Below are 20,965 nucleotides of genomic sequence, written 5' to 3'. Positions count from 1 at the left end.
CCTCGAGGTTCAGGTGCAGGCGGGTGTCGGCGGGCGGCAGACCGGCCATCTCGTCCTGCAGGTCGCCCCAGCCCAGCGAGGCCAGCATCAGGGCTCGGTCCCGGCCGTACAGGGCCTCCATGATCCGGTTCTCGAAATAGACGGTGAACCCCTCGTTCAGCCACATGTCGTTCCAGGTGGCGTTGGTGACGAGGTTGCCCGACCAGCTGTGCGCCAGCTCGTGCGCCACCAGCGAGACCAGCGACTGGTCGCCGGCGATGATGGTCGGGGTGGCGAAGGTCAGGCGCGGATTCTCCATCCCGCCGAACGGGAAGGAGGGCGGCAGGACCAGCAGATCGTAACGGCCCCAGCGATAGGGGCCGTACAGCCGCTCGGCCGCATCGACCATGTCGGCGGTCGGGGCCAGTTCGGCCCGCGCGGCCTCCAGACGCGACGGCTCGGTGAAGACGCCCGTGCGCTCGTCGATGGCGGCGAAGGCCAGGTCGCCCACGCCGATGGCGATCAGATAGGGCGGCACCGGATTGGTCATGCGGAAGCGCCAGGCCTTCATGCCGGGGCCCGCGGCCTCGCCCTCGGGGGTCAGCTGCTGGGCGCTCATCACCACGCGCAGGTCCTCGGGCGCGACGATGCGGGCGTCATAGGTCTGGCGGATGCCCGGGCTGTCCTGGGTCGGAACCCAGGTTCGGGTCAGGATCGCCTGCCCCTGGCTGAACAGATAGGGCTTCTGGCCGCCCGCGGTCTGGGACGGGGTCAGCCATTGCAGGGCGGCGGCGTCGGGGCGGGTCGAATAGCTGACGACGATCCGGCGCGTCTCGCCGGCGGTCAGGGCCGGGAAGCGCACGGTCAGGGGCTGTCCCTTGATGGCGTCATTGGCGCCGGTCTCGTACTGCAGCGGCGCGCCGGCGGCGTCGGTGACGTTGCGGATGTCCAGATTCTTGACGTCCAGCACGATCTCGTCCGCGCCCTGGACGCCCTGGATGTCCAGCCCGGCCGTGCCGGACAGGGTGTGGGCCCGGAAGTCGGCGGTCAGGTCCAGATCGACGTGGCGCACATGCGCGATTTCGGGCCGCGCGTATGTGTGGGTGTCGCGCGCATACTCGATCGGCGCGGTCGCCGAGGCGGGCAGGGGCGGCATGTCCGATGAGCCTGAGCCGGGCATTGATGCGCATCCTCCCATGGCCGTCGCGAGAGCGAGGGCGGAGACCAGTCCAAGCGTGCGGATCATCGGGAGTCCTTGACCAGAAGGCCCGCCGTCCTTTTGCGGACGGTCGGGCCGGTTCGTTTCCTGCCGGGGACAACGCCCCGGCGAGGGAAAAAGATCAAGAGGCTGCGGGCGCGGGCGCCGGGACGAGGTTCCGCGCCCTGAACAGCTGTCCGCGCTCGGCGATCAGGACGAAGCCCAGCGCCGTCAGGCCCAGACAGGTGAAACCGATGGTCATGGGGATGGCCGATCCGTTGAACTGCTGACCGATCAGGAAGCCCAGCGTCGCCCCTCCGGTGGTCGAGATGAACCCCTGGGCCGAGGAGGCGGTGCCGGCGATATGGCCCATCGGCTCCATGGCCATCGAACCGAAATTGCCGGCGATGAAGCCGAAGCAGAACATGGTCAGGGCCTGCAGGACGGCGAAGGTCCAGATCGTCTCGTGGCCCGACAGGGCCACCGCCGCATGGATCGCCGACATGGTGATGAAGCCCAGCAGGGCGGTGTGCGAGATCAGCCTCGATCCCAGACGTTCGACCAGCCGCGCATTCAGCAACGAGGCGATGGCGATGCCGCCGGCCACCACGCCGAACACGACCGTGAACAGTTCCGGCTCATGGAAGACGTCGAAGAAGATCTGCTGGCTGGAGTTGATGAAGCCGAACAGGGCGCCCGAGATGGCGGTGATGGCGAAGGTGTAGCCGATCGACTGCCGGTTGGTCAGCGCCTGCCTGAAAGCCGAGGCGATGCGTCCGACCTGGATCGGCATCCGGTCCTCGGGGTGCAGGGTCTCGGGCAGGCGGATGGCCGCCCAGATCGCGAAGGCGGCCCCGCCGACGGCCAGGACGCCGAACACCCAGGGCCAGGGCGCGACGGTCAGGATCGCCGCCCCGAGCGCCGGCGCCAGGATCGGCACGCCGAGGAAGACGAGGAAGGACAGCGACATCACCCGCGCCATGGTCCGCCCCGAATAGCGGTCGCGCACGATCGAGACGGCCAGCACGCGCAGGGCCGCGGCGCCGATCCCGGTTCCGACCCGCGCGGCGATCAGCAGCTCGAACGTGGTGGCGAAGGCGGCCAGCACGCTGAACACGACATAGAGGCCCAGACCGATCATCAGGATCGGCTTGCGGCCATGGCGGTCGGCCAGCGGGCCATAGACGATCTGGGTCACGCCGAAGCCCAGCAGATAGGCGGTGATGACCCACTGGCGGCTGTTCTCGGAGGTCACGCCCAGGGCCTCGCCGATGGCGGGCAGGGCGGGAAGCATGGAGTCGATGGCCAGGGCGTTGAGCGCCATCATCATGGCGATCAGGGCGACGAATTCGGGAAAGCCCGGCCCCTTCACGGCGGCGGCAGGCGCAGGACTGGGGGAGGTCATCCACGGCCAGATGCGACTGGCGGTCGTGATCCGCAACCGTGACAGGAAAATAAGCCCGCCCCGGTGATCCGGGGCGCAGGGAATGCTAGTCGGCGGAGATGAGCGATTTCCCCGTGACCGTCTTCCACAACCCCGCCTGCGGCACCTCGCGCAATGTCCTGGCCATGATCGAGGCGGCCGGCTACCGACCCGAGGTGGTCGAATACATGCAGGCCGGCTGGACCGCCGACCAGCTGCGCGCCCTGTTCGCCGAGGCCGGGCTGACGCCGCGCGACGCCCTGCGCGGCAAGGAGGCGGCGGCGATCGATCCGGCCCTGACCGACCCCGCGACCCCGGACGAGGCGATCCTCGAGGCGATGCTGGCCCATCCGGTGCTGGTCAACCGCCCCATCGTCCGCACGCCGCGCGGCGCGGCCATGTGCCGGCCGTCGGAGAAGGTCTTCGACCTGCTGGACCACCGGCCCGAGCGCTTCGTCAAGGAAGACGGGGAAGTGGTCGAACTCGGCTAGACCCGCTGGCGCGCCGCCGGTGGGCCCGGCATAGTCCCCGGATCAGGGAGGACTACGGATGCGTCTTTCGACAATCGCGGCCGCGCTGGCCATCGCTTGCGCTGCGCCCGTCGCCGCCCGGACACCGCTGCCGCCGGTCCCCGTCTCGACCGCCGCCCCGGCCGACGTCGCCACGCCCGAGGCCATCACCGCGGCCCTGTATGATGTCATCTCTGGCGACGCCGGGGTCGCCCGCGACTGGGACCGTTTCCGGTCCCTGTTTCACCCCACCGGACGGCTTATGCCCTCCGGCATGAACCGCGAGGGCCAGGGCGTCGTGCGCTCCATCACCCCGGACGAATACATCACCCGCAGCGAGCCCCTGCTGGTCGGCCAGGGATTCCATGAACGCGAGATCGCGCGCCGGTCGGAGCGGTTCGGCCAGATCGTCCACGTCTGGTCCACCTACGAAAGCCTGCACAGCCTGTCGGACCCGAGCCCTTTCGCGCGGGGCATCAACAGCATCCAGCTGTTCAACGACGGCGCCCGCTGGTGGATCGTCAGCGTCTACTGGCAGTCCGAAACCCCGGCGGCGCCCATCCCGGCGGACTACCTGCCGCCGGCGGCGTGACGGACCGGGATTCCTGAACGTGGTGCGGGTGGCCGGGGTCGAACCGGCACTCCTTTCGGAACCGGATTTTGAGTCCGGCGCGTCTACCAATTCCACCACACCCGCGTGCCGTGCCGGCGCCGGAGCGCCGTGGTCGACGTGACCTATCCGCTCGGCCGGTCGTCGGCAAGCGTCCGGCGATCAGGGCTGTCGCGTGAATCGCAACCAGCCCTCTTGCGTTTCATCGAGGTGTAACGCATTTGCGATCGTCATGACGTCTCCTCTCCCCGACCTCGCCGTCGTCTATGAGCATCCGCAGTGGTTCGAGCCCCTGTTCGAGGCGCTGGACCGGCGCGGCGTTTCCTGGGTGAAGACGCCTCTGGCCGGGGACGTGTTCGACCCGGCGGCCTCGCCGGCACCCGCGCGGGTGGTGTTCAGCCGGGTCGCGATGTCGTCCTTCCTGCGCGAACCCGAGCATCCGATCTTCTACGCCCAGAGCCTGTTCGAGCACTGGGAGGGCCGGGGGACACGGGTGATCAACGCCTCGGCCCTGCCCATCGACACGTCCAAGGCGCGGCAGCTCAGTCTGATCGCCCGGCTCGGATTCAGGGGGCCGGAGACGCGGGCCGCGCACCGGCAGGCGGACCTGCCCAAGGCGGCGGAGGGCTTGCGCTTTCCGGTTCTGGTCAAGGCCGACATCGGCGGTTCGGGCGCGGGCATCGTCCGCTACGATACGGCCGAAGACCTGGCCCGGGCGGCGCGCGACAGAACCGCGCCGGCCGGGATCAACGGCGTCTCGCTGGTCCAGGAGTACGCGCCGCGCGCGGGCGGACGGATCATCCGGGTGGAGACCCTGGCGGGCCGCTATCTCTATGCCCTGGAGGTGGAAAGTTCGGGCGACGCCTTCGATCTGTGTCCGGCCGACGTCTGCCTGATCCGGCCGGGATCGGCGGTCATGGGCATGACGCGGTTCGAGCCGCCAGCGGAGATCATCGCCGCGGTCGAGGCCATCGTCGCGGCCGGCAAGGTCGAGGTCGGCTCGGTCGAATATCTGATCGACGAGCGGGACGGCTCGGTGCGGTTCTACGACATCAACGCCCTGTCGAATTTCGTGGCGAAGCCGCGCGATGTGCTGGGCTTCGATCCGCACGACAACCTCGTCGACTGGCTGGTCGGCGTCATCGAGGAAGAGAAGGCGAAGCGCGCATGAGGTACGGCTACTGGGCCCCGGTCTTCGGCGGCTGGCTGCGGAACGTCGACGACGAGCGGGCGGCGAGCTGGGAGAATCTGTCCAGGCTCGTCCGGCGGTCGGAGGAGATCGGCTGGGACCTGACCCTGATCGCCGAGCTGAACCTGAACGACATCAAGGGGATCGAGGCCCCGGCCCTGGACGCCTGGTCCAGCGCGGCGGCGCTGGCGGCGGTGACCAGGACCATCGAACTGATGGTGGCGGTGCGGCCGAACTTCCACCAGCCCGCCCTGTTCGCCAAGGCGGCGGCCAATATCGACCGGATCTCGGGCGGGCGGCTGGCGCTGAACGTCGTCTCGTCCTGGTGGGCGAAGGAGGCCGAAAGCTACGGCCTGCAGTTCGACCAGCACGACGACCGGTACGCCAGGACCACCGAATGGCTTCAGGTCGTGGACCGACTTTGGACGCAACCCCGCACGGACTTCGAAGGCCGCTACTACACGCTGAAGGACGCCATCGTGGAGCCCAAGCCGACCTCAAGCGCGGCGCGGCCCCGACCGGTCATCTATGCGGGCGGCGAGTCGGAGGCGGCCAAGACGCTGATCGCCAAGCACTGCGACGCCTATGTGATGCACGGCGACGAGCCGGAGCATATCGCCGCCAAGGTCGCCGACATGAAGGCGCGGCGCGAAAGCTTCGGCCTGCCGCCGATGTCGTTCGGCATGGCCGGCTACGCCGTCGTGCGCGACAGCCAGGCCGAGGCGGACCGCGAGCTCGAACGGATCACCGCCATCCCCGGCCTGGCCGAGGGAACGCCGCCTCCGGGCTTCGCCAATTTCGACCAATGGCTGGCGGGCACGGAGCTGGAGCGCGAGCTGAAGATCCGGGAGTACAGCGTCTCCAATCGCGGCCTTCGTCCGGGCTTCGTCGGCACGCCGGAGGCTGTCCGGGAACGGATCGCGGAATTCGAAGCGGCCGGGCTGGATCTGCTGCTGCTTCAGATGTCGCCGCAGGAAGAGGAGATGGAGCGGTTCGCCGCCCAGGTCATTCGCCGCTAGCGGCGCGCCGGGCGGCCCGTTCTTCCCGTTGCAGCCGACGGCTCTCGCGCATGCGCTCCTCGTCTTCGCGCGTCTGGTACCCCTCCATGAGGAAATGGGTCTTGTAGAGCACCCGCCCGACCGGCACGGGGGCGCCGGGCTCGGCGAGATTCTGGAGCCGCGCCCGCCGCGCCGAAGCGAGCGTGGCCGCGCCGAACCGGCCGTCCCTCGGGTGTTCGGTTTCCACGGCGCAGTCCCGCAGCGATCCGTCAGGATTGCTCACACAGGTGATGACCGCGAAGCCGCGGGCGTACCGCGTGTTCGGAAACTCGGCCCGGGGACGCACGGCCCAGGCCAGGTTGCGGGGGACGCCGTCGTCCTGAAGCGCTTCCAGTTCCGCGTCGCGGGGATCGACGAGCGGCCGGCCGCAGGTGGTCAGGGTCTGGTCGATCGAACCGGCCGAGGCCGGCAGAACGAGGTCGTACATCAGGTTTCGCCCCCCCTCCGCGCCGCCCGGAACGAGAATGCGCAGGCGTCCGCCCGCCCTCAATTCACGGGCGAAGGGAGCGGGCAATTCGCTGACCGCGATGGTGTCGTCGGTGGCGACGTTCCACCGGCTCTCGACCAGATCATCCTCCCCGAAGGCGATGCGCAGCGAACGGGTCGTGGCCCGGCCCGCAGGCGGCAGGCCGCCGATGACGGCTTCAAACCCGCCGTCGGCGCACCGGGTGGCGATGCTCAGGCCGTTGTCGAACTGGGTATAGGCGACCAGAAGGTCCCTGCGCTGCGCCAGATCCCAGTCGGCGGACGCATCCTGGGCGAGGGCCGGAAGGGCGACGACGCAGGCGAGAAGGGCGGTCAGGGTACGCTTCATGGGAACAATCCGGACGGGTTCGCTTCTGCAACCCTGCGGGGATCGAAGGCGATCCGTCAAGGCGACCGGTCAGGAAAACCGGAAGCGGATCATGAACCTGACGACCTTGCCGATCCTGGCCCGGGACGGTCGCGGAACTGTCGAAAGCTTAATCCGTCCGGCGCATCCGTAAGGGCGCGCGGCCGCCTCTGACCTCTGGAAAGCCGGAGGTCGAGATGAAGCGTGTGCTGCTTGCGATCATGTCGGGCCTGCTGCTGTCCTGTCAGGGACCGGCGGCCGTGCTGGCGCATGAAGCGACGGCGGCGGCCGGAGCCGGCGCCCCTGCCGATCAATATCGGGCTGCGGTCGGTCCCCCGTTATTCCACCCGAAACCGCATGGTCGCCACCATGACCTGTCCGGGGGTTGCGCCGCCCTCGCCACCGAGCACGACGCGTGCTGATCTCAAGGAGCGAACCGCAGCGTTTCCAAAGCCCGCCCTCGGATCGCTTTCCTTTTCGACGCGACATTCGAGAGGTTCGCCCTGCGGCCCGACGATGCATGAGCTGACGGCAAATCCGGTTTCGATTCCCGCAGCGGCGGCGGCTTCCGGATATTCCGGCCGGGCCATCCGGGTCCAGACCGTGTCCCCGGGGAAGGCGAAGGAATTCCATCGAGAGATGCTGTCCCGTGGATCGCTCAGAGGCACACCGCAGGCCGTCAAGACCTGATCGACGCCCTCAAACCCGTCCGGAAGATCCAGAGCAAAGCGTTTGGTCGCACGGGGGTGCAGCCCTGACGGACCCACACCGAACTCAAGGACGCCGCCGGTCCGGAACCGGCGGGCATGGAACGCCGGGGTCCCGCTGAGAACGGCCGCGCCATCGCCCAGGTTGAACCAGTTCTGCGCATCAGGATGCAACTGATCGACAGTGACCTCGGCATAGCGGCTCAGCCCGGCGTCGGGGTCCAATCCGCGGACGATGACGTTGAGGTCGCCCGCGCGGCAGGCCACGATGATGGACTGGCCGGACGAATAGGCGATGGAAGCCGTTGTCAGGCGCCGCGCTGGATCGACAACCACGTCCCAGTCTTCTTCCGAAGCCTGGACCGGAGCTGAAAGCGTGACGATTGCTGCGATCAGGGAAAGCAGGAGGCCGCCGAGCATCAAACCGCTTCGACGGTCTGTTCGATGGCGCCGAAGATGGAGTGGTGCTTGTCGTCCAGCATCTCGATGCGCACCGTGTCGCCGGCCTTGAGGAAGGGCGTCTCGGCCTTGCCGCGCAGGATGGTCTCGACCGTCCGCACCTCGGCGATGCAGGAGTAGCCGAGGCCGCCTTCGGACACGGGCTTGCCGGGGCCGCCGCCCGCGTCGCGGTTCGACACCGTGCCCGAGCCGATGACCGTGCCGGCGCACAGGGCGCGGGTCCTGGCCAGATGCGCGATCAGCGTCCCGAAGTCGAAGGTCATGTCGACGCCGGCGTCGGCCTTGCCGAAGTCCGCGCCGTTCAGCTGGACGGACAGTTCGCCCTTCAGCTTGCCGTCGGCCCAGCGGTCGCCCAGGGCGTCCGGCGTGACGAAGACCGGCGACAGGGCCGAGGCGGGCTTGGACTGGACGAAGCCGAAACCCTTGGCCAGTTCGGCCGGGATGAGGTTGCGCAGGGACACGTCATTGACCAGGCCGACCAGACGGATGTGGCTCAGCGCCTCCTCGCGCGTCACGCCCTGGGGTACGTCGCCGGTGACAACCACCACCTCGGCCTCGAGGTCGCAGCCCCAGCTTTCATCGGCCAGCGGAATGGGATCGCGCGGGGCGAGGAAGCCGTCGGACCCGCCCTGGTACATCAGGGGATCGGTCCAGAAGCTGTCGGGCATTTCGGCGTTGCGCGCCTGACGCACGAGGGCGACGTGGTTCACATAGGCCGAGCCGTCTGCCCACTGATAGGCGCGGGGCAGGGGCGCCGCGGCCTCGCGCTCATGGAAACGGCCGCGCGGCACGCCGCCGTGCTCGAGGCTCTCGGCCAGCGCCAGCAGGTCGGGCTCGACCCGATCCCAGTTATCCAGCGCCGCCTGCAGGGTCGGGGCGATCAGGAAGGCGTCGGTGAACCAGGCGAGATCCTCGGAGACGAGGACGAGGCGGCCGTCGCGGCCGTGCTTGAGCGAGGCGAGTTTCATGCCTCAGGCTTAGGCGGTTTTATGCGGCGAGGAAACCGTGTGCGGGCGGTCAATGACCGGCGCGCGTTCCGCTGATCCTGCCCGCCGCCGGATGCTTCGACCCGGGGGTCGACAGTTCCGCATGGGCGGCGCGCAGTTCGCGGACGCGGTCGCGGCGCTGGCCCCACTGATCATTGAAATGGCCTATGGCCAGGCGCAGGGCGTCGTTCCGCGCCTGAACGCCCAGCGGCGTCTTCGCCCCGTGATCGCCGGGGTGATCATCGGCGCCCTTGTGACCGTCGCTCTTGCCGTTGTTGACGATGACGGTGACGCCGCTTGCGGCGGCCGGCGGCGCATCGTGATGGCCGTGTTTGTCTTCATGGCCCGTGTCGGGGTCATGGTCGCCGTGCGGCTTGTGCGCCGGTTCGCCATCAAGGGCCTTTTTCAGAGCCTCGGTGATTCCGCCCGCGCCGCCGGCCATGCCGAGCGTCTTGCCGAGGCGGCGCTCTATGGTCCGCAGCAGGGCGGACGCCTTGGCTGAAAGGTTGTCGGCGTTCGCCTTCATCGCCTCCCTGGCGGCGTCGTCGATGTCTTCCCAGATTGACTCGGCGGCGTCCGGGCGGGACGTCTTGCCGTTCTGACCGACAAGCCAGCCGACCAGCAGGGCGGCGGCCAGTCCCAGCAGCAGGCCCCCCCAGAGGACCGGATCGGCGCCGATCATCAAGGGGGCGTCCAGCGGCGCATTGGCGGCGTCGGCGGTGGCGAAGTCGGCGCCATAGGCCATGCGGCTGTCCCTCCCGGTCTGCGCGAACGCGTGCGGGGCGCATCTTGCCTCGACGGCTCAGCTTGGCAACGGGAAAGGTTAACGCCGCCCCGGATTCGGCGTCAGCGGGGCGCGGTGATCAGAGCCTTGGCCTCGGCGCCGGTCGGGGCGCCGACGGCGCGCACTTCTATCTCGACAGCGATGGCTCCCTCGGGTTCGTGGGCCCAGAGATAGCGCCGCTCGATCTCGACCTCGCGTCCGGAAGGCGCAAAGCCGGTGAAGCTGTCGCCCCAGGGCGTGACCGATTTCATGTCCGGCCAGGGCAGGGCGCAGGCGATATCCAGTTCCTCGATCGCCATGTCCGACAGCTCGTCGTCGCTCACAGCCATCGGCGCACTTTCTGGCGGTAGACGTCGTAGGCCGCCCCGAACTTGAGGGAGAGGTAGCGCTCCTCGCGCCGGATCACGAACCGGTCGATCACGAACAGGCAGGGGACCAGCAGGATCAGCGCGATCCAGCTGTTCATGGCGATAGCCAGACCCACGTAAGTGATGGCGAACCCGAGGTAGATCGGATTGCGGCTGAACCGGTACGGGCCCTCGATGATCAGGGCGGTGGACGGCTTCCACGGTTCGACCGCTGTGCCGCGCCGCCGGAACAGGCCCGCCGCCATCCCGTCCAGCAGCAGGCCGCCGACGATCAGGGTCAGGGCGATGCCGCGTCGAGCCGCCATCTCCAGTCCGAAGCCCGCCGCCAGCCAGTCGAGACCGGCCCCGGCGGCCTCCGGTCGGGCGCCGAGTTCGGCCAGGCCCCAGCCGGCCAGCAGGAAGCCGAGATAGATCAGCGGCGGCGGGGCGATGACCCCGGGCGTGTCGGGCTTCTTCATGGCCGCAGGGTCTCGTCGCCATAGATGGCCACCCGCGCGGGGTCGCTGGACGAAACCGCGCCGCGGTACATGCCGGAGGTGGTCATGGCGAAGGCGGGCCGGCCCTGCAGGTCCATGACGATGACGCCGCCCGAGCCGCCCAGCGCCAGGGCGTCGTCGACCTCGGCCTGTCCGGCGTCATGACCGGAGGCGCCGTCGTGGATGCGGCTGCAGATGTCGCGGGCGACCGAGGCGCGGATGTAATATTCGCCGTCGCCCGTCGCAGACACCGCGCAGCCGTCGCGGTTGGAGGCGTAGGTGCCGGCCCCGATCACCGGCACGTCGCCGACCCGGCCCCAGCGTTTGGCGGTCATGCCGCCGGTCGAGGTTCCCGCGGCAAGGCGGCCTTCGCTGTCCAGGGCCACGGCGCCGACGGTGCCGAATTTGCGCTCGTTCAGGGGCGGCGCCGGCAGGTCATTCGCCGCCTGCGGGCCCGGCGCGCCGGCGGGCCGTTCAGGTATCGGCAGGTTCTGCTGCCTCAGGGCGCGTTCCAGCCCTTGCCAGCGGCGCTCGGTGAAGAAGAAGGACGGATCAACCTGCTCGAGCCCGACCGAGGCGGCGAAGCTGTCGGCGCCCTGGCCGATCAGCATGACGTGGGGCGATCGCTCCATGACGGCGCGGGCCGCCGCGATCGGATGGCGGGTGGTGGTCAGGCCGGCCACGGCGCCGGCGGTCAGGTCCGCGCCGTTCATGACGGCGGCGTCCAGTTCGTTGCGGCCGGCGGCGGTGAAGACCGCGCCGCGTCCGGCGTTGAACAGCGGATCGTCCTCCATGACCTGGATGGCGGCCTGGACCGCGTCCAGCGCGGGGCCGCCTTGAGCCAGTACGGCCGAGCCGGCCTCGAGCGCGCGTTTCAGGGCGGCGCGATAGGCGGCGTCCTGTTCCGCCGTCAGGCTCTCGCGCTCGATGACCCCGGCCCCGCCGTGGATGGCGAACGACCAGCGCGGCGCGTCCTGGGCGATGGCGGGCGCGGCGGACAGGAGGAGCGCGAGCGCGGCCGGAGCGAGGCGGGCGAGGGACATGGTCAGCCTTTCGAAAGCGAGGCCAGAACCTCGTCCAACCGCCGTCTCAACTCAAGGGGCCGCCGCAACAGGGGCAGCCTTCGACCTCGACGCCGAACAGGGCGCGGAGGCGGTCGGGAGCCAGGGCGCGCGCCGGCGCGTCCATTCCGGCCCCGTCGGCCCCCAGCGCCAGCACGCGATCGGCCCGCGCGGCGAACGGCAGATGATGGGTCGAGGCGATGACGATACGACCTTCGCTCGCCAGGGACCGGATCGCGGCCTCGACGGCCTGGGCGTGGGCGGGATCCAGCAGGGCCAGGGGTTCGTCCAGCAGGCACAGCGGCGCGTCCTGGACGAACAGGCGGGCGATCAGGACCAGCTGTTGCTGACCGCTGGACAGGCGGTCGAACGGGCGATCCGCCAGATGACCGACGTCCAGGCGGTCGAGCGCGGCACGGGCGACGTCCAGATCGGCGGGCGTCAGGCCCGAAGACCAGCGCCGCAGATGCGACCGTCCCAGCGCCGTCAGGTGCAGGACCGGAAAGCCGGCGCTGACAGCGCCCGGCGGCGGCAACCAGGCGGAGCGAGGGCGACTCATCGAGCCGGCGAGCGGGGGAAGCAGGCCCGCAAGGGTCTTGAGCAGCGTCGTCTTGCCCGCCCCGTTCGGACCGATGAGGGCGATGATTTCGCCGGGCGCGATGCTCTGATCCAGGGGCGGCAGGCGGAACCCCTTGCCGCCGCGCGCGGCGCGTCCGGCGACCAGACCCTCAAGCAGCAGGCCGCTCATGACCGCCTCGACGTGGCGACGAACAGGAACAGGAAGGCCGGGGCGCCGATGGCGGCGGACAGCAGGCCGACGGGGATTTCAGCCGGACCGAAGGCGGTGGCCATCCGGTCGATGACCAGGGCGAACAGGGCGCCGATGGCCATCGAGGCGGGGATCAGCCGCCCCGCCCTGTCGCCGACGATCAGGCGCGCCGCGTGAGGCGCCAGAAGGCCGATCCAGCCGACGATCCCGGCCAGGGCGACGACCGCCGAGGTCATCAGCGCCGCCGCCGCCAGAGCCGTCAGCCGCAGGCGGCGCGCGGGCAGGCCCAGCGACCGCGCCTGCTCGTCGCCCAGCGACAGCACGTCCAGCCGGAAGCCGAGCCAGAGCAGGATCGCCCCGCCGAGGCAGACCGGCCCCAGCGCGAACAGCGCCTCGACCAGGGTCGCGCGGGTGAAGGAGCCCAGCAGCCAGTAGGTGATCGCGGGCAGCTGCGAATAGGGCTCCGCGACGATGACGACGAGGCCCAGTCCGGCGGAGGCGAGGGCGCCCGCGACCACGCCGCACAGGATCAGGGCCAGCCGCCCGTCCCCGCTGCGGGTCAGGGCCGCGCACCCCAGGGCCAGACCGCCGATGGCGAGTCCGCCGGCGAAGGCCGCGCTCTGGACCAGCACCGTCCCCGCCCCGAGCAGCAGCGCCAGGGCCGCGCCCAGTCCGGCGCCGGACGAGACGCCCAGCAGATCGGGCGCCGCAAGCGGATTGCGGAACAGGATCTGGAATCCGGCGCCCGCGCCGGCCAGGGCCGCGCCACAGGTGAGGGCGGCGAGCAGGCGCGGCCCGCGCAGGGTCAGGACCAGTTCGGCCTCCGGTCCGCCCCGGCCGATCACGGCTGACCAGAGGTCGGTCAACGGTATGGCCAGCGGTCCCGTCGACAGCACGGCGGCGGCGCCCGCCAGGGCGAGCAGGACCAGGGTCAGAACCGGCAGGGCGCGGCGCAGCCGGTTCAAGCGATCCATCGCGGCTGGGCGGCCTCGACCGGCGCTGCGCCGTAGAGGCGCCGGCTGAGGGCGGCGAGGGTCGCGGCGGAGCCCTCGGGATCGGCCAGCCACGCGCAGCCGAGCAGGCGATTGACCGAGGGCGGACGGTCGATCCAGCCGAACGGCCGCCCCGGCAACAGAACCAGGCGACGGCGCTCGCCATTGCGCCGCGCGCGCCACACAGGGTCGTGCTGGATTGAGCCGGCGAATCCAGGGTCAAGCGTGACCAGGGTCTCGGGATCCCAGGCGAGGACCTGTTCACGGGTCACGCGGCCGATGTCGCGCGACCCCTCGGCGACATTGGTCCAGCCGGCGCCTTCCAGAACCTCCGTGGCGAGGCTGCCGCGAAAACCGGTTTCCAGACCGTCCGCGCCTCTTGCGTAGTAGAAGCCCGGCCCCGGCGGCGCGCGGCGCCAGCGCTCCAGCGCCTCGGCCGCCTCATCGGCCAGGGGATCGGCCCGGCTTCCGGACCCCAGCAACCCGCCGGCCTGCCGGATCGCTTCCGGGATCCGGGTCAGGGCCCCGTCGATCAGGCGCCAGTCGAGTCCCAGGCGAGTCTTCAGGCGGTCCGCCAGCGCCCGATACTCCGGGTCGATGTCGCCGTAGTCGATGATCAGCCGCGGCTTCAACGCGGCGATGGTCTCCAGATTCGCCTGCCGGCTATTGCCTGTCAGTCCTCCCAGCTCGGGCAGGTCGGCGGCGAGCGGCGGCAGGGCCGACAGGTCGGCGGGCTGCGGTCTCCGGGGCCAGCCCGCCAGCCGTTCCCGCGCCACGGCCCAGATCAGCAATGCAGCCGGGGATCCCGCCGCCACGACATCCCGGCCGGGAGCGTCGTCCCGCGACGAGCCGCGGGAGCAGCCGCAAAGCGCCAGGGCTCCGCCCAATCCGATCAACGCTGACCTGCGCGTCGTGGTCATCAACCGTCCCATGCTCCGAATCCGGCGCATCGTGCCGACCCGGGGGGCCGGGCGCCACCGCCAACCAATTTACCCTTAACTCTTGTCCGGTCTTGCTGCGCGTGCTGCTTATGCGCCCATCGCGCGCCAGGTGGGGCGCAGCAACAAGGGAGTGAGCCGTTGAGTACGACGGACGCAGGGGGCGCGCCTACAGGGCGCATCGGGCTTGAAGCCCGGCCAGTCGCAGGAGGTGAGGCATGAACATCGTCATCATCCTGGGCCTGATCATCACCTTCGCCACCGGCATTCCGGTGCTGATGCAGATCCTCAAGAACCATCCGCGCGGACTGATGATCCTGTTCTTCGCCGAGATGTGGGAGCGGTTCTCCTACTACGGCATGCGCGGCATCCTGATCTTCTTCCTGACTCAGCATTTCCTGTTCGACGATTCCATGGCGGGCTCGACCTACGGGTCCTACACCTCGCTGGTCTATCTGCTGCCGCTGGTCGGCGGCATCATGGCCGACCGTTTCATCGGCACGCGCAAGGCCATCGCCTTCGGCGCCCTGCTGCTGGTCGCCGGTCACGGCCTGATGGCCTTCGAAGGCCGCCCCGCGACGGAAACCCTGACCTACGGCGGTCAGACCTATGAGATCTCGGCCGAGGGCCGCGGCGCCGATCGCGACGTCAACATCGTCGTCGACGGCCAGAAATACGCCTTCGGACCGGCTGAAACCGGCGGCATCGCCGTGGCCGGCCTGCCGACCGCCTCGCCCCTGCCGGCGACGCTGGCGGAAGGGTCGTATGTCATGACCCAGACGCGCGACATGATGGGGGTGAACCTCTTCTACCTCGCCGTCTCGCTGATCATCATGGGCGTCGGCTTCCTGAAGCCGAACATCTCGACCATCGTCGGGCAGTTGTATCCGCAGGGCGATCCCCGGCGGGATTCCGGTTTCACCCTCTATTATTACGGCATCAACCTGGGGGCCTTCTGGGCCGCGGTCCTGTGCGGCTATCTGGGACAGACGGTCGGCTGGTGGGCGGGCTTCGGCCTGGCCGGCCTCGGCATGGCGCTGGGCTGGATCGTCTTCATGATCGGCAAGCCGGCCCTCGAGGGCAAGGGCGAGCCGCCCAATCCCGAGATGCTGAAGCGTCCGATGATCGGCCCGCTGAACCGCGAATGGTCGATCTATCTGCTGGCCACCCTGGGCGTCGGCCTGATCTGGTTCCTCGTCCAGCGTAACGCGATTGTCGGCGGCGTGCTGCTGGCGGCCACGATCGCCTCGCTGGCGTTCATCGGCTACGTCATCATCGCGGTGTGCAAGACCAAGGCGCAACGCGAGCGCATGATGCTGGCAGTGGTGCTGATCTTCGGCTCGGTGATCTTCTTCACCCTGTTCGAACAGGCCGGCACCTCGCTGAACCTGTTCGCCGACCGCAACGTCGACCTCAGCCTGACGCCGACGGCGTTCAACTTCCTGGGCGTCACTGTCGGCACCCCGGCGCAGCTTGAGGCGGCGGGGATCACCCCGTCCGGCTTCTGGGTCGACGCCACGATCACCGCGGCCCAGACCCAGTCGTTCAACGCGGGCTTCATCCTGCTGTTCGCGCCGATCATGGCGGCGATCTGGGCCTACCTGGCCAAGCGCAACATGGACCCCAACCCGACGATGAAGTTCGGTCTCGGCCTGATCCAGGTCGGCCTGGGCTTCATGGTGGTGGTCTGGGGCGCGGGGATGGCCGATTCGGCCTTCCAGATGCCGATCATCCTGCTGGGCCTGCTCTACATGTTCCACACGACGGGCGAGCTGTTCCTGTCGCCCGTGGGCCTGTCGGAGATCACCAAGCTGTCGATGCCGGCGGTGGTCAGCTTCATGATGGCCGTCTGGTTCCTGGCCAGCTCCATCGCCCAGTTCGTGGGCGGCTGGATCGCAGGCCTGGCCGGCACGGAGACCGTCGGCGGTCAGGTGCTGGACCCCGGTCTGGCGCTGCGCACCTCGCTCGAGATCTTCGAGAAGCTCGGCTGGGGCGGCATGGCTATCGGCGCCTTCTTCATCCTGATCAGCTTCTTCATCAAGGGCTGGTCGCATGGAGCCAATGACGCCGGAAACCACCCGGGACCGACCCTGACCGACCGTGGCCAGGAAGACGGCAACGTCGCCAGACCCGGAACCAGCACGGCCGGCTGATCAAGCCAGCTGCGACAACAGAAAGGGCGGGGCCTCGCGGCTCCGCCCTTTTTCGTGCGCGGGGGTGGCGCACGCCAGTTGTGGGACGTGGGGACGCCTTCTTCAGAAGGTCTTTCTTATCTGGAGGAACAGCCAGGGACTCATCTGCGTGCGGCGCACCTCGCGGAAGGCAAGCGGGGCGGTGTCGCGGGGGCCGGAGTAGATGTCGCGGTTGTAGCCGGTCTTGCGGTTGGTGGCGTTGCCCAGATCAATCCGCAGCGTTAGGTCGCTGCGAGGCTTCCACTGGCCGAAGGCGCTGACGCCGGGCTCGGCGTAGAAGTAGCGGATCTCGCGCACGCGATAGTCTGCGCCCTTGTCGACGTTGCAGCCGTGGTCGAAGCCGTAGGACCAGCGGCCTCCCTTCAGATCCTGATTGAAGGCGACGCCGCAACCGAAGGCCTGGTTGCCTTGGAACCGACGCTCCTCGCCGGTGACGGGGTCGATCACGGATGTCGAGGACCAGCTTCCCCGCACCTGCAGTCGGCCGTTGGGAACGCCCAGCTTGTCGGTGGGCAGGGTCAGGCGGGTCTGGAAGAATTTCGCCGTCCCGTCGCCGATGTTGCCGACGCCGTCGAAGCCTCCGACCAGCGGAATGACGTCCACGACGTCCTCGAATTCAGCGTATTGCCAGGTGAAGTCCAGAACGCCTTCGCCCCAGAAGCGGCGCTCGTAGATCGCTTCCAGCACGGTCGACTTCTGCGGCTCCAGATCAGGGTTGCCGCCCTCGACCTGGCCGATGTCGATGTCGGCCGAGGCGACGAAGTCGCCAAAGTCCAGCTGGCCGACCTCGCGCTCGGCGCGGAAGCGGAACTGCTGGCCGGCCCAGGGCGTCCACGTCATCTGCACGCGCGGTTTGGGGAAGACGAAGGATTTGGATTCGTTGCTGTCGCCTGACTGGCTGATCTCCGAGACCTCGATCCGTACGCCCGCTTCGAGCGTGAATTCCGGATTGGGCCGCCAGGTCGCCTGGCCGAACACCTCGCCGCGCAATTCCTCGACCCGGACCGAGGCCGACGGCAGGGGGATTACCACGCCGTTCTCTTCATAGGCGTTGGCGCTGTCGAGGAAGTTGAAGGCGATCTCGCCGCCGGTCTCGACCGCGTACTCATCCGTGGGCCGGTAGCGCAGGGTGGCGCGAACGATCGACTCGCCGGCCGTGGCGTCGGCGGTGAAGGTCGAACTGTCGCCGCCGCCGACCGAGACCCCGGTGTAGGCCTCTGTGCCGTAGCGTTGCAGGCCGGTCAGCTCCAGGCCCATGCGGGGGCTCAGATCGCGCGTCCAGTTGACGCCGATCTCGCCGTCGATCGAATCCGAGTCCTCGTCGTTGAAGCTGTCGTCGCCGGCGCCGGAGCGGATCAGCAGGTCCTGGGAATTCTCCTGGCCGAACCAGCCCAGCAAGCCGTTGACCTTCAGCAGGCCGTCGGCCACGCGGCGCTGTACGGCCCCCGTGGCCCGCACGGTGCGGATGCGATCCCACAGCACGAGGTCGGCGTCCTGGATCAGATTGCCGGCCGGGTCATAGCGGCGGCGGAAGCCGTCCCCGGTTCCGTCGGTGCGGTCCGAGAAGGCGTTGATCGAACCCTCGATCTGGTTGTCGCCCTCGCGCCGCGACCAGCGGGCCGCGATCACCGGGCCGATATAGCCGTCGGGATAGAAATAGGCGTTGGCCTCGATCACCCGTTCGGTGACGACGGTGCGGACGAGGATGACGTTGGCGATCACCGACCGGCCCTGCATGTCGATACCCGGGGCGCCGCCCCGGATCAGTTCGATCCGGGCGACCCCCGCCGCGGAGATGCGGCGCAGGATCTGGTCGAGGCTGTCGCTCTTGGTCGAGGGCCGCGCGCCGTCGATCAGGACGTTGCCGGCCGTGCCGGCGAGGCCGCGGGTGCCGCTGTCGCCGGTGTCGAGGCCGAAACCGGGGAGGCGGGCGATCATGTCCAGCGCGGTGTCGGGCCGCGAGTCGGCGAAGAAGGCGGGCTCGAAGATCAGCACGCCCTGCTGGGCCGCATCGACTTCCGGCGCGCTGACGGCGGGACCGGTGGGAACCGGGACCTGCGCCGCGGACTGGGGCGTCGCGGTCTGTGACGGCGAGGTCTGCGCCATCGCCGGCCCCGCCAGCGCGCACAGGGCGGCGCCCGCCAGCCAGACTGCTTTTCTCATCGACCCTCTCCCTGTTGCGGCGAAGGTGCGCGAGGGCCGGCGCCGCCTCCAGTTACAAGCTGGACAGGTGGATTAATTCGCCGACAGGCTTGGGGCGACCCTGGGGCCGCCCCTCGTCCGTGGGCTTCAGAAGGTCTTGCGCAGTCGCAGGGACACAAAGGTCCTCGGGTCGATGTAGCGGTTCTCGTAGTAGGAGACGGGCCGGGCCGGCGTCCGGTCCGCGAAGACCGTGCGCTGGACCTCGAAGTCGTCCCAGAGATTGATCTGGGCCCGCAGCGACAGCGTCGGCGTATGTTTGTACTCGGCCCAGAGCTCGAAATAGTCAGCGCCGCGGAAGCCCGAGGTCTGGTCCGGATCGTAGCTGAACTGGTGCAGCGTCGCGATATAGGCGCCGCCCCACTGCAGCTTCCAGGAGTTGATGTCCTGGGCGATGGTGAAGACCGGCTGCGACGGGCGGACGCCGGAGATGGCGCGGATTTCACCCGTCGTCGGATCGGTCACCTCGGTGTGGACCCAGGTGTTGCGGAAGCCCAGCCGGCCGCCGGTGAATCCGAACTTGTCCATCGGCACCAGGATGTTGACCGCCAGCTGGTCCGACGTGCCGTCGCCGATGTTGCCGACCGCCGACAGGCCGCCGTCCAGCGGGATCACGTCGATGGCGTCGACGATCTCGTCGTGGCGCAGGCCGATGCTGATGATGCCGTCGGTCCAGAAGCGGCGCTCGTAGGTGACCTCGGTGATCCAGCGCTGTTCCGGCTCAAGATCCGCGTTGCCGCCCAGGACGTTTTCCTCGTCGAGATCCGAAGAGGCCGCGAAGTCGCCGAAGTCCAGCTGGCCGACCTCGCGCTCGAAGCGGAACCGGAACTGGTTGTCCGGCATCGGGGTCCAGGTCGCCAGCAGGCGGGGTTTGGGGAAGAAGAAGCTCTTCTCCTGCTCGGCGTCGCCCGACTGGGTGATGGTCGAGGCCTCCATGCGCAGGCCGCCTTCCACCGTCAGGGTGGGGCGCACGCGCCAGGTCGCCTTGCCGAAGGCCTCGCCGCGCAGTTCCTCGACCTTGACCGAGGCCGAGGGCAGGGGGACGGCGACGCCGCCGACGGTGAAGGCCTGGACGGTGTCCAGCATGTTGTAGGCGAGCTCGCCGCCGCTCTCGAACGTCAGGGCCGCCGAGCGTTCGAAGCGGAGCAGCGCCCGGGCGATGGTCTCGGAGGAATCGCCCTCGCTGACGAACAACTGCTCGGCGCTGTCGACGTTGTCGATCCGGCTGCGGGCGGTCGATGTCGATTCGAAGCTGTTGAACTGGTGGATGAAGCGGCTTTCCAGCGTCGTCCGCGGGCTCACGGGCCGGGTGTAGACCGCGCCGAATTCGCCGCCGGCGCCCTCGTCCGTGAACAGGTTCTCGCGCCGGACCGTGGGTGCGGTCTGCAGCGTGATGCCCTCGAAGTCGTTGAGGCCGTAGCGGGCGGTGAGGTCGATCTTGCCGCCGTACAGGGGCGTGGCGAAGTTGCCGCGGATCGAGGTGCCGCCGCCGTACTGGTCGTTGTAGAAATCCTCCTGGCGGAAGATGACGCCGTTGGCGTCGCGGCGGATCACCGGGCCCACGCCGTTGGCGTCGCTCATGGAGATGCCGTCGCTCAGGGTCACGCCCCAGGTCCGCTCGCCCTCCTTGGCGGTGAACTGGTAGCTGGCGCCGAACAGATCCTGGCCGCTGCCCTCGAAGATGTTGGCGTTGGCGGTGAAGATGTGCTGGCGGCTGGATTCCGTCTTGGTGATCACGTTCACGACGACGGCGAAGCCCTGCATGTCGATGCCGGGCGCGCCGCCGCGGATCAGTTCGATCCGCTCGACCTGGTCGGCGAGGGTGCGCGACAGGACGGCCGAGCCGGTGTCGTTCTTGGACGCCGGGCGCGAGCCGTTGATCAGGATATTGCCGACGGCGCCTTCAAACCCGCGGCTGCCGTCGCCGTCGACGACGGAGAAGCCCGGAACCCGGTTGACCATGTCCAGCGCGGAATTGGGGCGCTGGTCGGCGAAGAAGGCGGGCTCGAAGATCAGGACGCCCTGTTGCGCCGCATCCGCCTGGGGGGCGGCCTGCTGTTCGCTGGGCGTCTGGGCGGACGCCGCGCCGGCGCTCAACAGGAGCGCCGTCGTCGCCAGCAGGATGGTCTTTGTCATTGCAGGATTCCCCTCGTCATGTGACGCGAGGTGTGGCTGTGTGTCGCGGCCGGCTCCAGTTACAAGACAGACAGGTGGATTAAATCGAAGACATGATTAC

At 69.2% G+C, this 20,965-nt stretch carries 19 protein-coding genes and 1 tRNA gene; 5 read left to right on the top strand and 15 right to left on the bottom strand.

Annotated features, from left to right (window positions below):
* Positions 1–1,225 (bottom strand): M1 family aminopeptidase/hydrolase (locus V6M42_RS04175; RefSeq protein ID WP_332677346.1); only part of this gene is annotated, 1,225 nt, incomplete at its 3' end.
* A gap of 94 nt (positions 1,226–1,319) precedes the next feature.
* Entirely contained in the window at positions 1,320–2,582 is a 1,263-nt protein-coding gene (locus V6M42_RS04170) for a multidrug effflux MFS transporter (RefSeq protein WP_332677344.1), read from the bottom strand.
* A gap of 98 nt (positions 2,583–2,680) precedes the next feature.
* On the opposite strand from V6M42_RS04170, the gene arsC reads away from it, so the two are divergent.
* Both arsC and V6M42_RS04160 read left to right on the top strand, forming a co-directional pair.
* Complete coding sequence (gene arsC, locus V6M42_RS04165; RefSeq protein WP_332658130.1) at positions 2,681–3,091, top strand: arsenate reductase (glutaredoxin); 411 nt, start codon at positions 2,681–2,683, stop codon at positions 3,089–3,091.
* Between the two features lie 58 nt (positions 3,092–3,149).
* Complete coding sequence (locus V6M42_RS04160; protein WP_332677341.1) at positions 3,150–3,701, top strand: hypothetical protein; 552 nt, start codon at positions 3,150–3,152, stop codon at positions 3,699–3,701.
* 20 nt (positions 3,702–3,721) lie between these two features.
* Here the strand turns inward: V6M42_RS04160 and V6M42_RS04155 are convergent.
* Positions 3,722–3,806, bottom strand: a tRNA-Leu gene (locus V6M42_RS04155).
* A gap of 145 nt (positions 3,807–3,951) precedes the next feature.
* On the opposite strand from V6M42_RS04155, the gene V6M42_RS04150 reads away from it, so the two are divergent.
* Both V6M42_RS04150 and V6M42_RS04145 read left to right on the top strand, forming a co-directional pair.
* Positions 3,952–4,890 (top strand): ATP-grasp domain-containing protein, encoded by a 939-nt coding sequence (locus V6M42_RS04150; RefSeq protein WP_332677339.1) that lies wholly within the window; start codon positions 3,952–3,954, stop codon positions 4,888–4,890.
* Positions 4,887–5,927, top strand: coding sequence for an LLM class flavin-dependent oxidoreductase (locus V6M42_RS04145; RefSeq protein WP_332677337.1), 1,041 nt, complete (start codon positions 4,887–4,889; stop codon positions 5,925–5,927). The genes V6M42_RS04150 and V6M42_RS04145 overlap by 4 nt, the downstream gene beginning before the upstream one ends.
* Here the strand turns inward: V6M42_RS04145 and V6M42_RS04140 are convergent.
* From V6M42_RS04140 to V6M42_RS04095, 10 genes are all read right to left on the bottom strand, one after another.
* Entirely contained in the window at positions 5,914–6,780 is an 867-nt protein-coding gene (locus V6M42_RS04140; RefSeq protein ID WP_332677336.1) for a hypothetical protein, read from the bottom strand. The genes V6M42_RS04145 and V6M42_RS04140 overlap by 14 nt on opposite strands.
* A gap of 356 nt (positions 6,781–7,136) precedes the next feature.
* Positions 7,137–7,925 carry a TonB family protein gene (locus V6M42_RS04135; protein ID WP_332677333.1) on the bottom strand — a complete coding sequence of 263 codons (789 nt, stop codon included), beginning with the start codon at positions 7,923–7,925 and terminating at the stop codon, positions 7,137–7,139.
* The gene (locus V6M42_RS04130) at positions 7,925–8,932 is read right to left on the bottom strand and encodes a fumarylacetoacetate hydrolase family protein (protein ID WP_332677331.1); all 1,008 of its coding nucleotides are present in this window, start codon (positions 8,930–8,932) and stop codon (positions 7,925–7,927) included. The genes V6M42_RS04135 and V6M42_RS04130 overlap by 1 nt, the downstream gene beginning before the upstream one ends.
* A gap of 49 nt (positions 8,933–8,981) precedes the next feature.
* Positions 8,982–9,695, bottom strand: coding sequence for a hypothetical protein (locus V6M42_RS04125; protein ID WP_332677329.1), 714 nt, complete (start codon positions 9,693–9,695; stop codon positions 8,982–8,984).
* Positions 9,696–9,796: 101 nt separating this feature from the next.
* The gene (locus V6M42_RS04120; RefSeq protein WP_332658116.1) at positions 9,797–10,063 is read right to left on the bottom strand and encodes a hypothetical protein; all 267 of its coding nucleotides are present in this window, start codon (positions 10,061–10,063) and stop codon (positions 9,797–9,799) included.
* Complete coding sequence (locus V6M42_RS04115; protein ID WP_332677327.1) at positions 10,054–10,560, bottom strand: methyltransferase family protein; 507 nt, start codon at positions 10,558–10,560, stop codon at positions 10,054–10,056. The genes V6M42_RS04120 and V6M42_RS04115 overlap by 10 nt, the downstream gene beginning before the upstream one ends.
* Positions 10,557–11,621 carry an isoaspartyl peptidase/L-asparaginase family protein gene (locus V6M42_RS04110; protein ID WP_332677325.1) on the bottom strand — a complete coding sequence of 355 codons (1,065 nt, stop codon included), beginning with the start codon at positions 11,619–11,621 and terminating at the stop codon, positions 10,557–10,559. Before V6M42_RS04110 ends, V6M42_RS04115 begins: the two co-directional genes overlap by 4 nt.
* Before the next feature lie 46 nt (positions 11,622–11,667).
* Complete coding sequence (locus tag V6M42_RS04105) at positions 11,668–12,387, bottom strand: ABC transporter ATP-binding protein (RefSeq protein WP_332658113.1); 720 nt, start codon at positions 12,385–12,387, stop codon at positions 11,668–11,670.
* Positions 12,384–13,373, bottom strand: a complete 990-nt coding sequence (locus tag V6M42_RS04100) for a FecCD family ABC transporter permease (protein WP_332677323.1) — start codon at positions 13,371–13,373, stop codon at positions 12,384–12,386. The genes V6M42_RS04105 and V6M42_RS04100 overlap by 4 nt, the downstream gene beginning before the upstream one ends.
* Positions 13,370–14,320, bottom strand: a complete 951-nt coding sequence (locus tag V6M42_RS04095; protein ID WP_332658111.1) for an ABC transporter substrate-binding protein — start codon at positions 14,318–14,320, stop codon at positions 13,370–13,372. The genes V6M42_RS04100 and V6M42_RS04095 overlap by 4 nt, the downstream gene beginning before the upstream one ends.
* Before the next feature lie 236 nt (positions 14,321–14,556).
* On the opposite strand from V6M42_RS04095, the gene V6M42_RS04090 reads away from it, so the two are divergent.
* A complete protein-coding gene (locus tag V6M42_RS04090; protein WP_332658110.1) occupies positions 14,557–16,491 on the top strand; it encodes a peptide MFS transporter in 1,935 nt (644 codons plus the stop codon).
* 102 nt (positions 16,492–16,593) lie between these two features.
* On the opposite strand, the gene V6M42_RS04085 is transcribed toward V6M42_RS04090, so the two are convergent.
* Positions 16,594–18,693, bottom strand: a complete 2,100-nt coding sequence (locus V6M42_RS04085; RefSeq protein ID WP_332677321.1) for a TonB-dependent receptor plug domain-containing protein — start codon at positions 18,691–18,693, stop codon at positions 16,594–16,596.
* 126 nt (positions 18,694–18,819) lie between these two features.
* Positions 18,820–20,865 carry a TonB-dependent receptor plug domain-containing protein gene (locus V6M42_RS04080; protein ID WP_332677319.1) on the bottom strand — a complete coding sequence of 682 codons (2,046 nt, stop codon included), beginning with the start codon at positions 20,863–20,865 and terminating at the stop codon, positions 18,820–18,822.
* Between the last annotated feature and the right edge of the window lie 100 nt (positions 20,866–20,965).

Source organism: Brevundimonas sp., assembly GCF_036677305.1.
Classification (GTDB): Bacteria; Pseudomonadota; Alphaproteobacteria; order Caulobacterales; family Caulobacteraceae; genus Brevundimonas.
The sequence above is the reverse complement of the archived record's forward strand: the minus strand, read 5'-3'. Positions and strand labels throughout refer to the sequence as shown.

What these genes read in the sequence shown, in the direction of transcription:
- V6M42_RS04145 (WP_332677337.1), top strand. Translation starts at nt 4,887, where the DNA reads ATGAGGTACGGCTACTGGGCCCCGGTCTTCGGCGGCTGGCTGCGGAAC.
- V6M42_RS04125 (WP_332677329.1), bottom strand. Translation starts at nt 9,695, where the DNA reads ATGGCCTATGGCGCCGACTTCGCCACCGCCGACGCCGCCAATGCGCCG.
- V6M42_RS04130 (WP_332677331.1), bottom strand. Translation starts at nt 8,932, where the DNA reads ATGAAACTCGCCTCGCTCAAGCACGGCCGCGACGGCCGCCTCGTCCTC.
- V6M42_RS04150 (WP_332677339.1), top strand. Translation starts at nt 3,952, where the DNA reads ATGACGTCTCCTCTCCCCGACCTCGCCGTCGTCTATGAGCATCCGCAG.
- V6M42_RS04095 (WP_332658111.1), bottom strand. Translation starts at nt 14,320, where the DNA reads ATGACCACGACGCGCAGGTCAGCGTTGATCGGATTGGGCGGAGCCCTG.
- V6M42_RS04110 (WP_332677325.1), bottom strand. Translation starts at nt 11,621, where the DNA reads ATGTCCCTCGCCCGCCTCGCTCCGGCCGCGCTCGCGCTCCTCCTGTCC.
- V6M42_RS04160 (WP_332677341.1), top strand. Translation starts at nt 3,150, where the DNA reads ATGCGTCTTTCGACAATCGCGGCCGCGCTGGCCATCGCTTGCGCTGCG.
- V6M42_RS04080 (WP_332677319.1), bottom strand. Translation starts at nt 20,865, where the DNA reads ATGACAAAGACCATCCTGCTGGCGACGACGGCGCTCCTGTTGAGCGCC.
- V6M42_RS04120 (WP_332658116.1), bottom strand. Translation starts at nt 10,063, where the DNA reads ATGGCTGTGAGCGACGACGAGCTGTCGGACATGGCGATCGAGGAACTG.
- V6M42_RS04170 (WP_332677344.1), bottom strand. Translation starts at nt 2,582, where the DNA reads ATGACCTCCCCCAGTCCTGCGCCTGCCGCCGCCGTGAAGGGGCCGGGC.
- V6M42_RS04115 (WP_332677327.1), bottom strand. Translation starts at nt 10,560, where the DNA reads ATGAAGAAGCCCGACACGCCCGGGGTCATCGCCCCGCCGCCGCTGATC.
- arsC (WP_332658130.1), top strand. Translation starts at nt 2,681, where the DNA reads ATGAGCGATTTCCCCGTGACCGTCTTCCACAACCCCGCCTGCGGCACC.
- V6M42_RS04140 (WP_332677336.1), bottom strand. Translation starts at nt 6,780, where the DNA reads ATGAAGCGTACCCTGACCGCCCTTCTCGCCTGCGTCGTCGCCCTTCCG.
- V6M42_RS04085 (WP_332677321.1), bottom strand. Translation starts at nt 18,693, where the DNA reads ATGAGAAAAGCAGTCTGGCTGGCGGGCGCCGCCCTGTGCGCGCTGGCG.
- V6M42_RS04105 (WP_332658113.1), bottom strand. Translation starts at nt 12,387, where the DNA reads ATGAGCGGCCTGCTGCTTGAGGGTCTGGTCGCCGGACGCGCCGCGCGC.
- V6M42_RS04135 (WP_332677333.1), bottom strand. Translation starts at nt 7,925, where the DNA reads ATGCTCGGCGGCCTCCTGCTTTCCCTGATCGCAGCAATCGTCACGCTT.
- V6M42_RS04090 (WP_332658110.1), top strand. Translation starts at nt 14,557, where the DNA reads ATGAACATCGTCATCATCCTGGGCCTGATCATCACCTTCGCCACCGGC.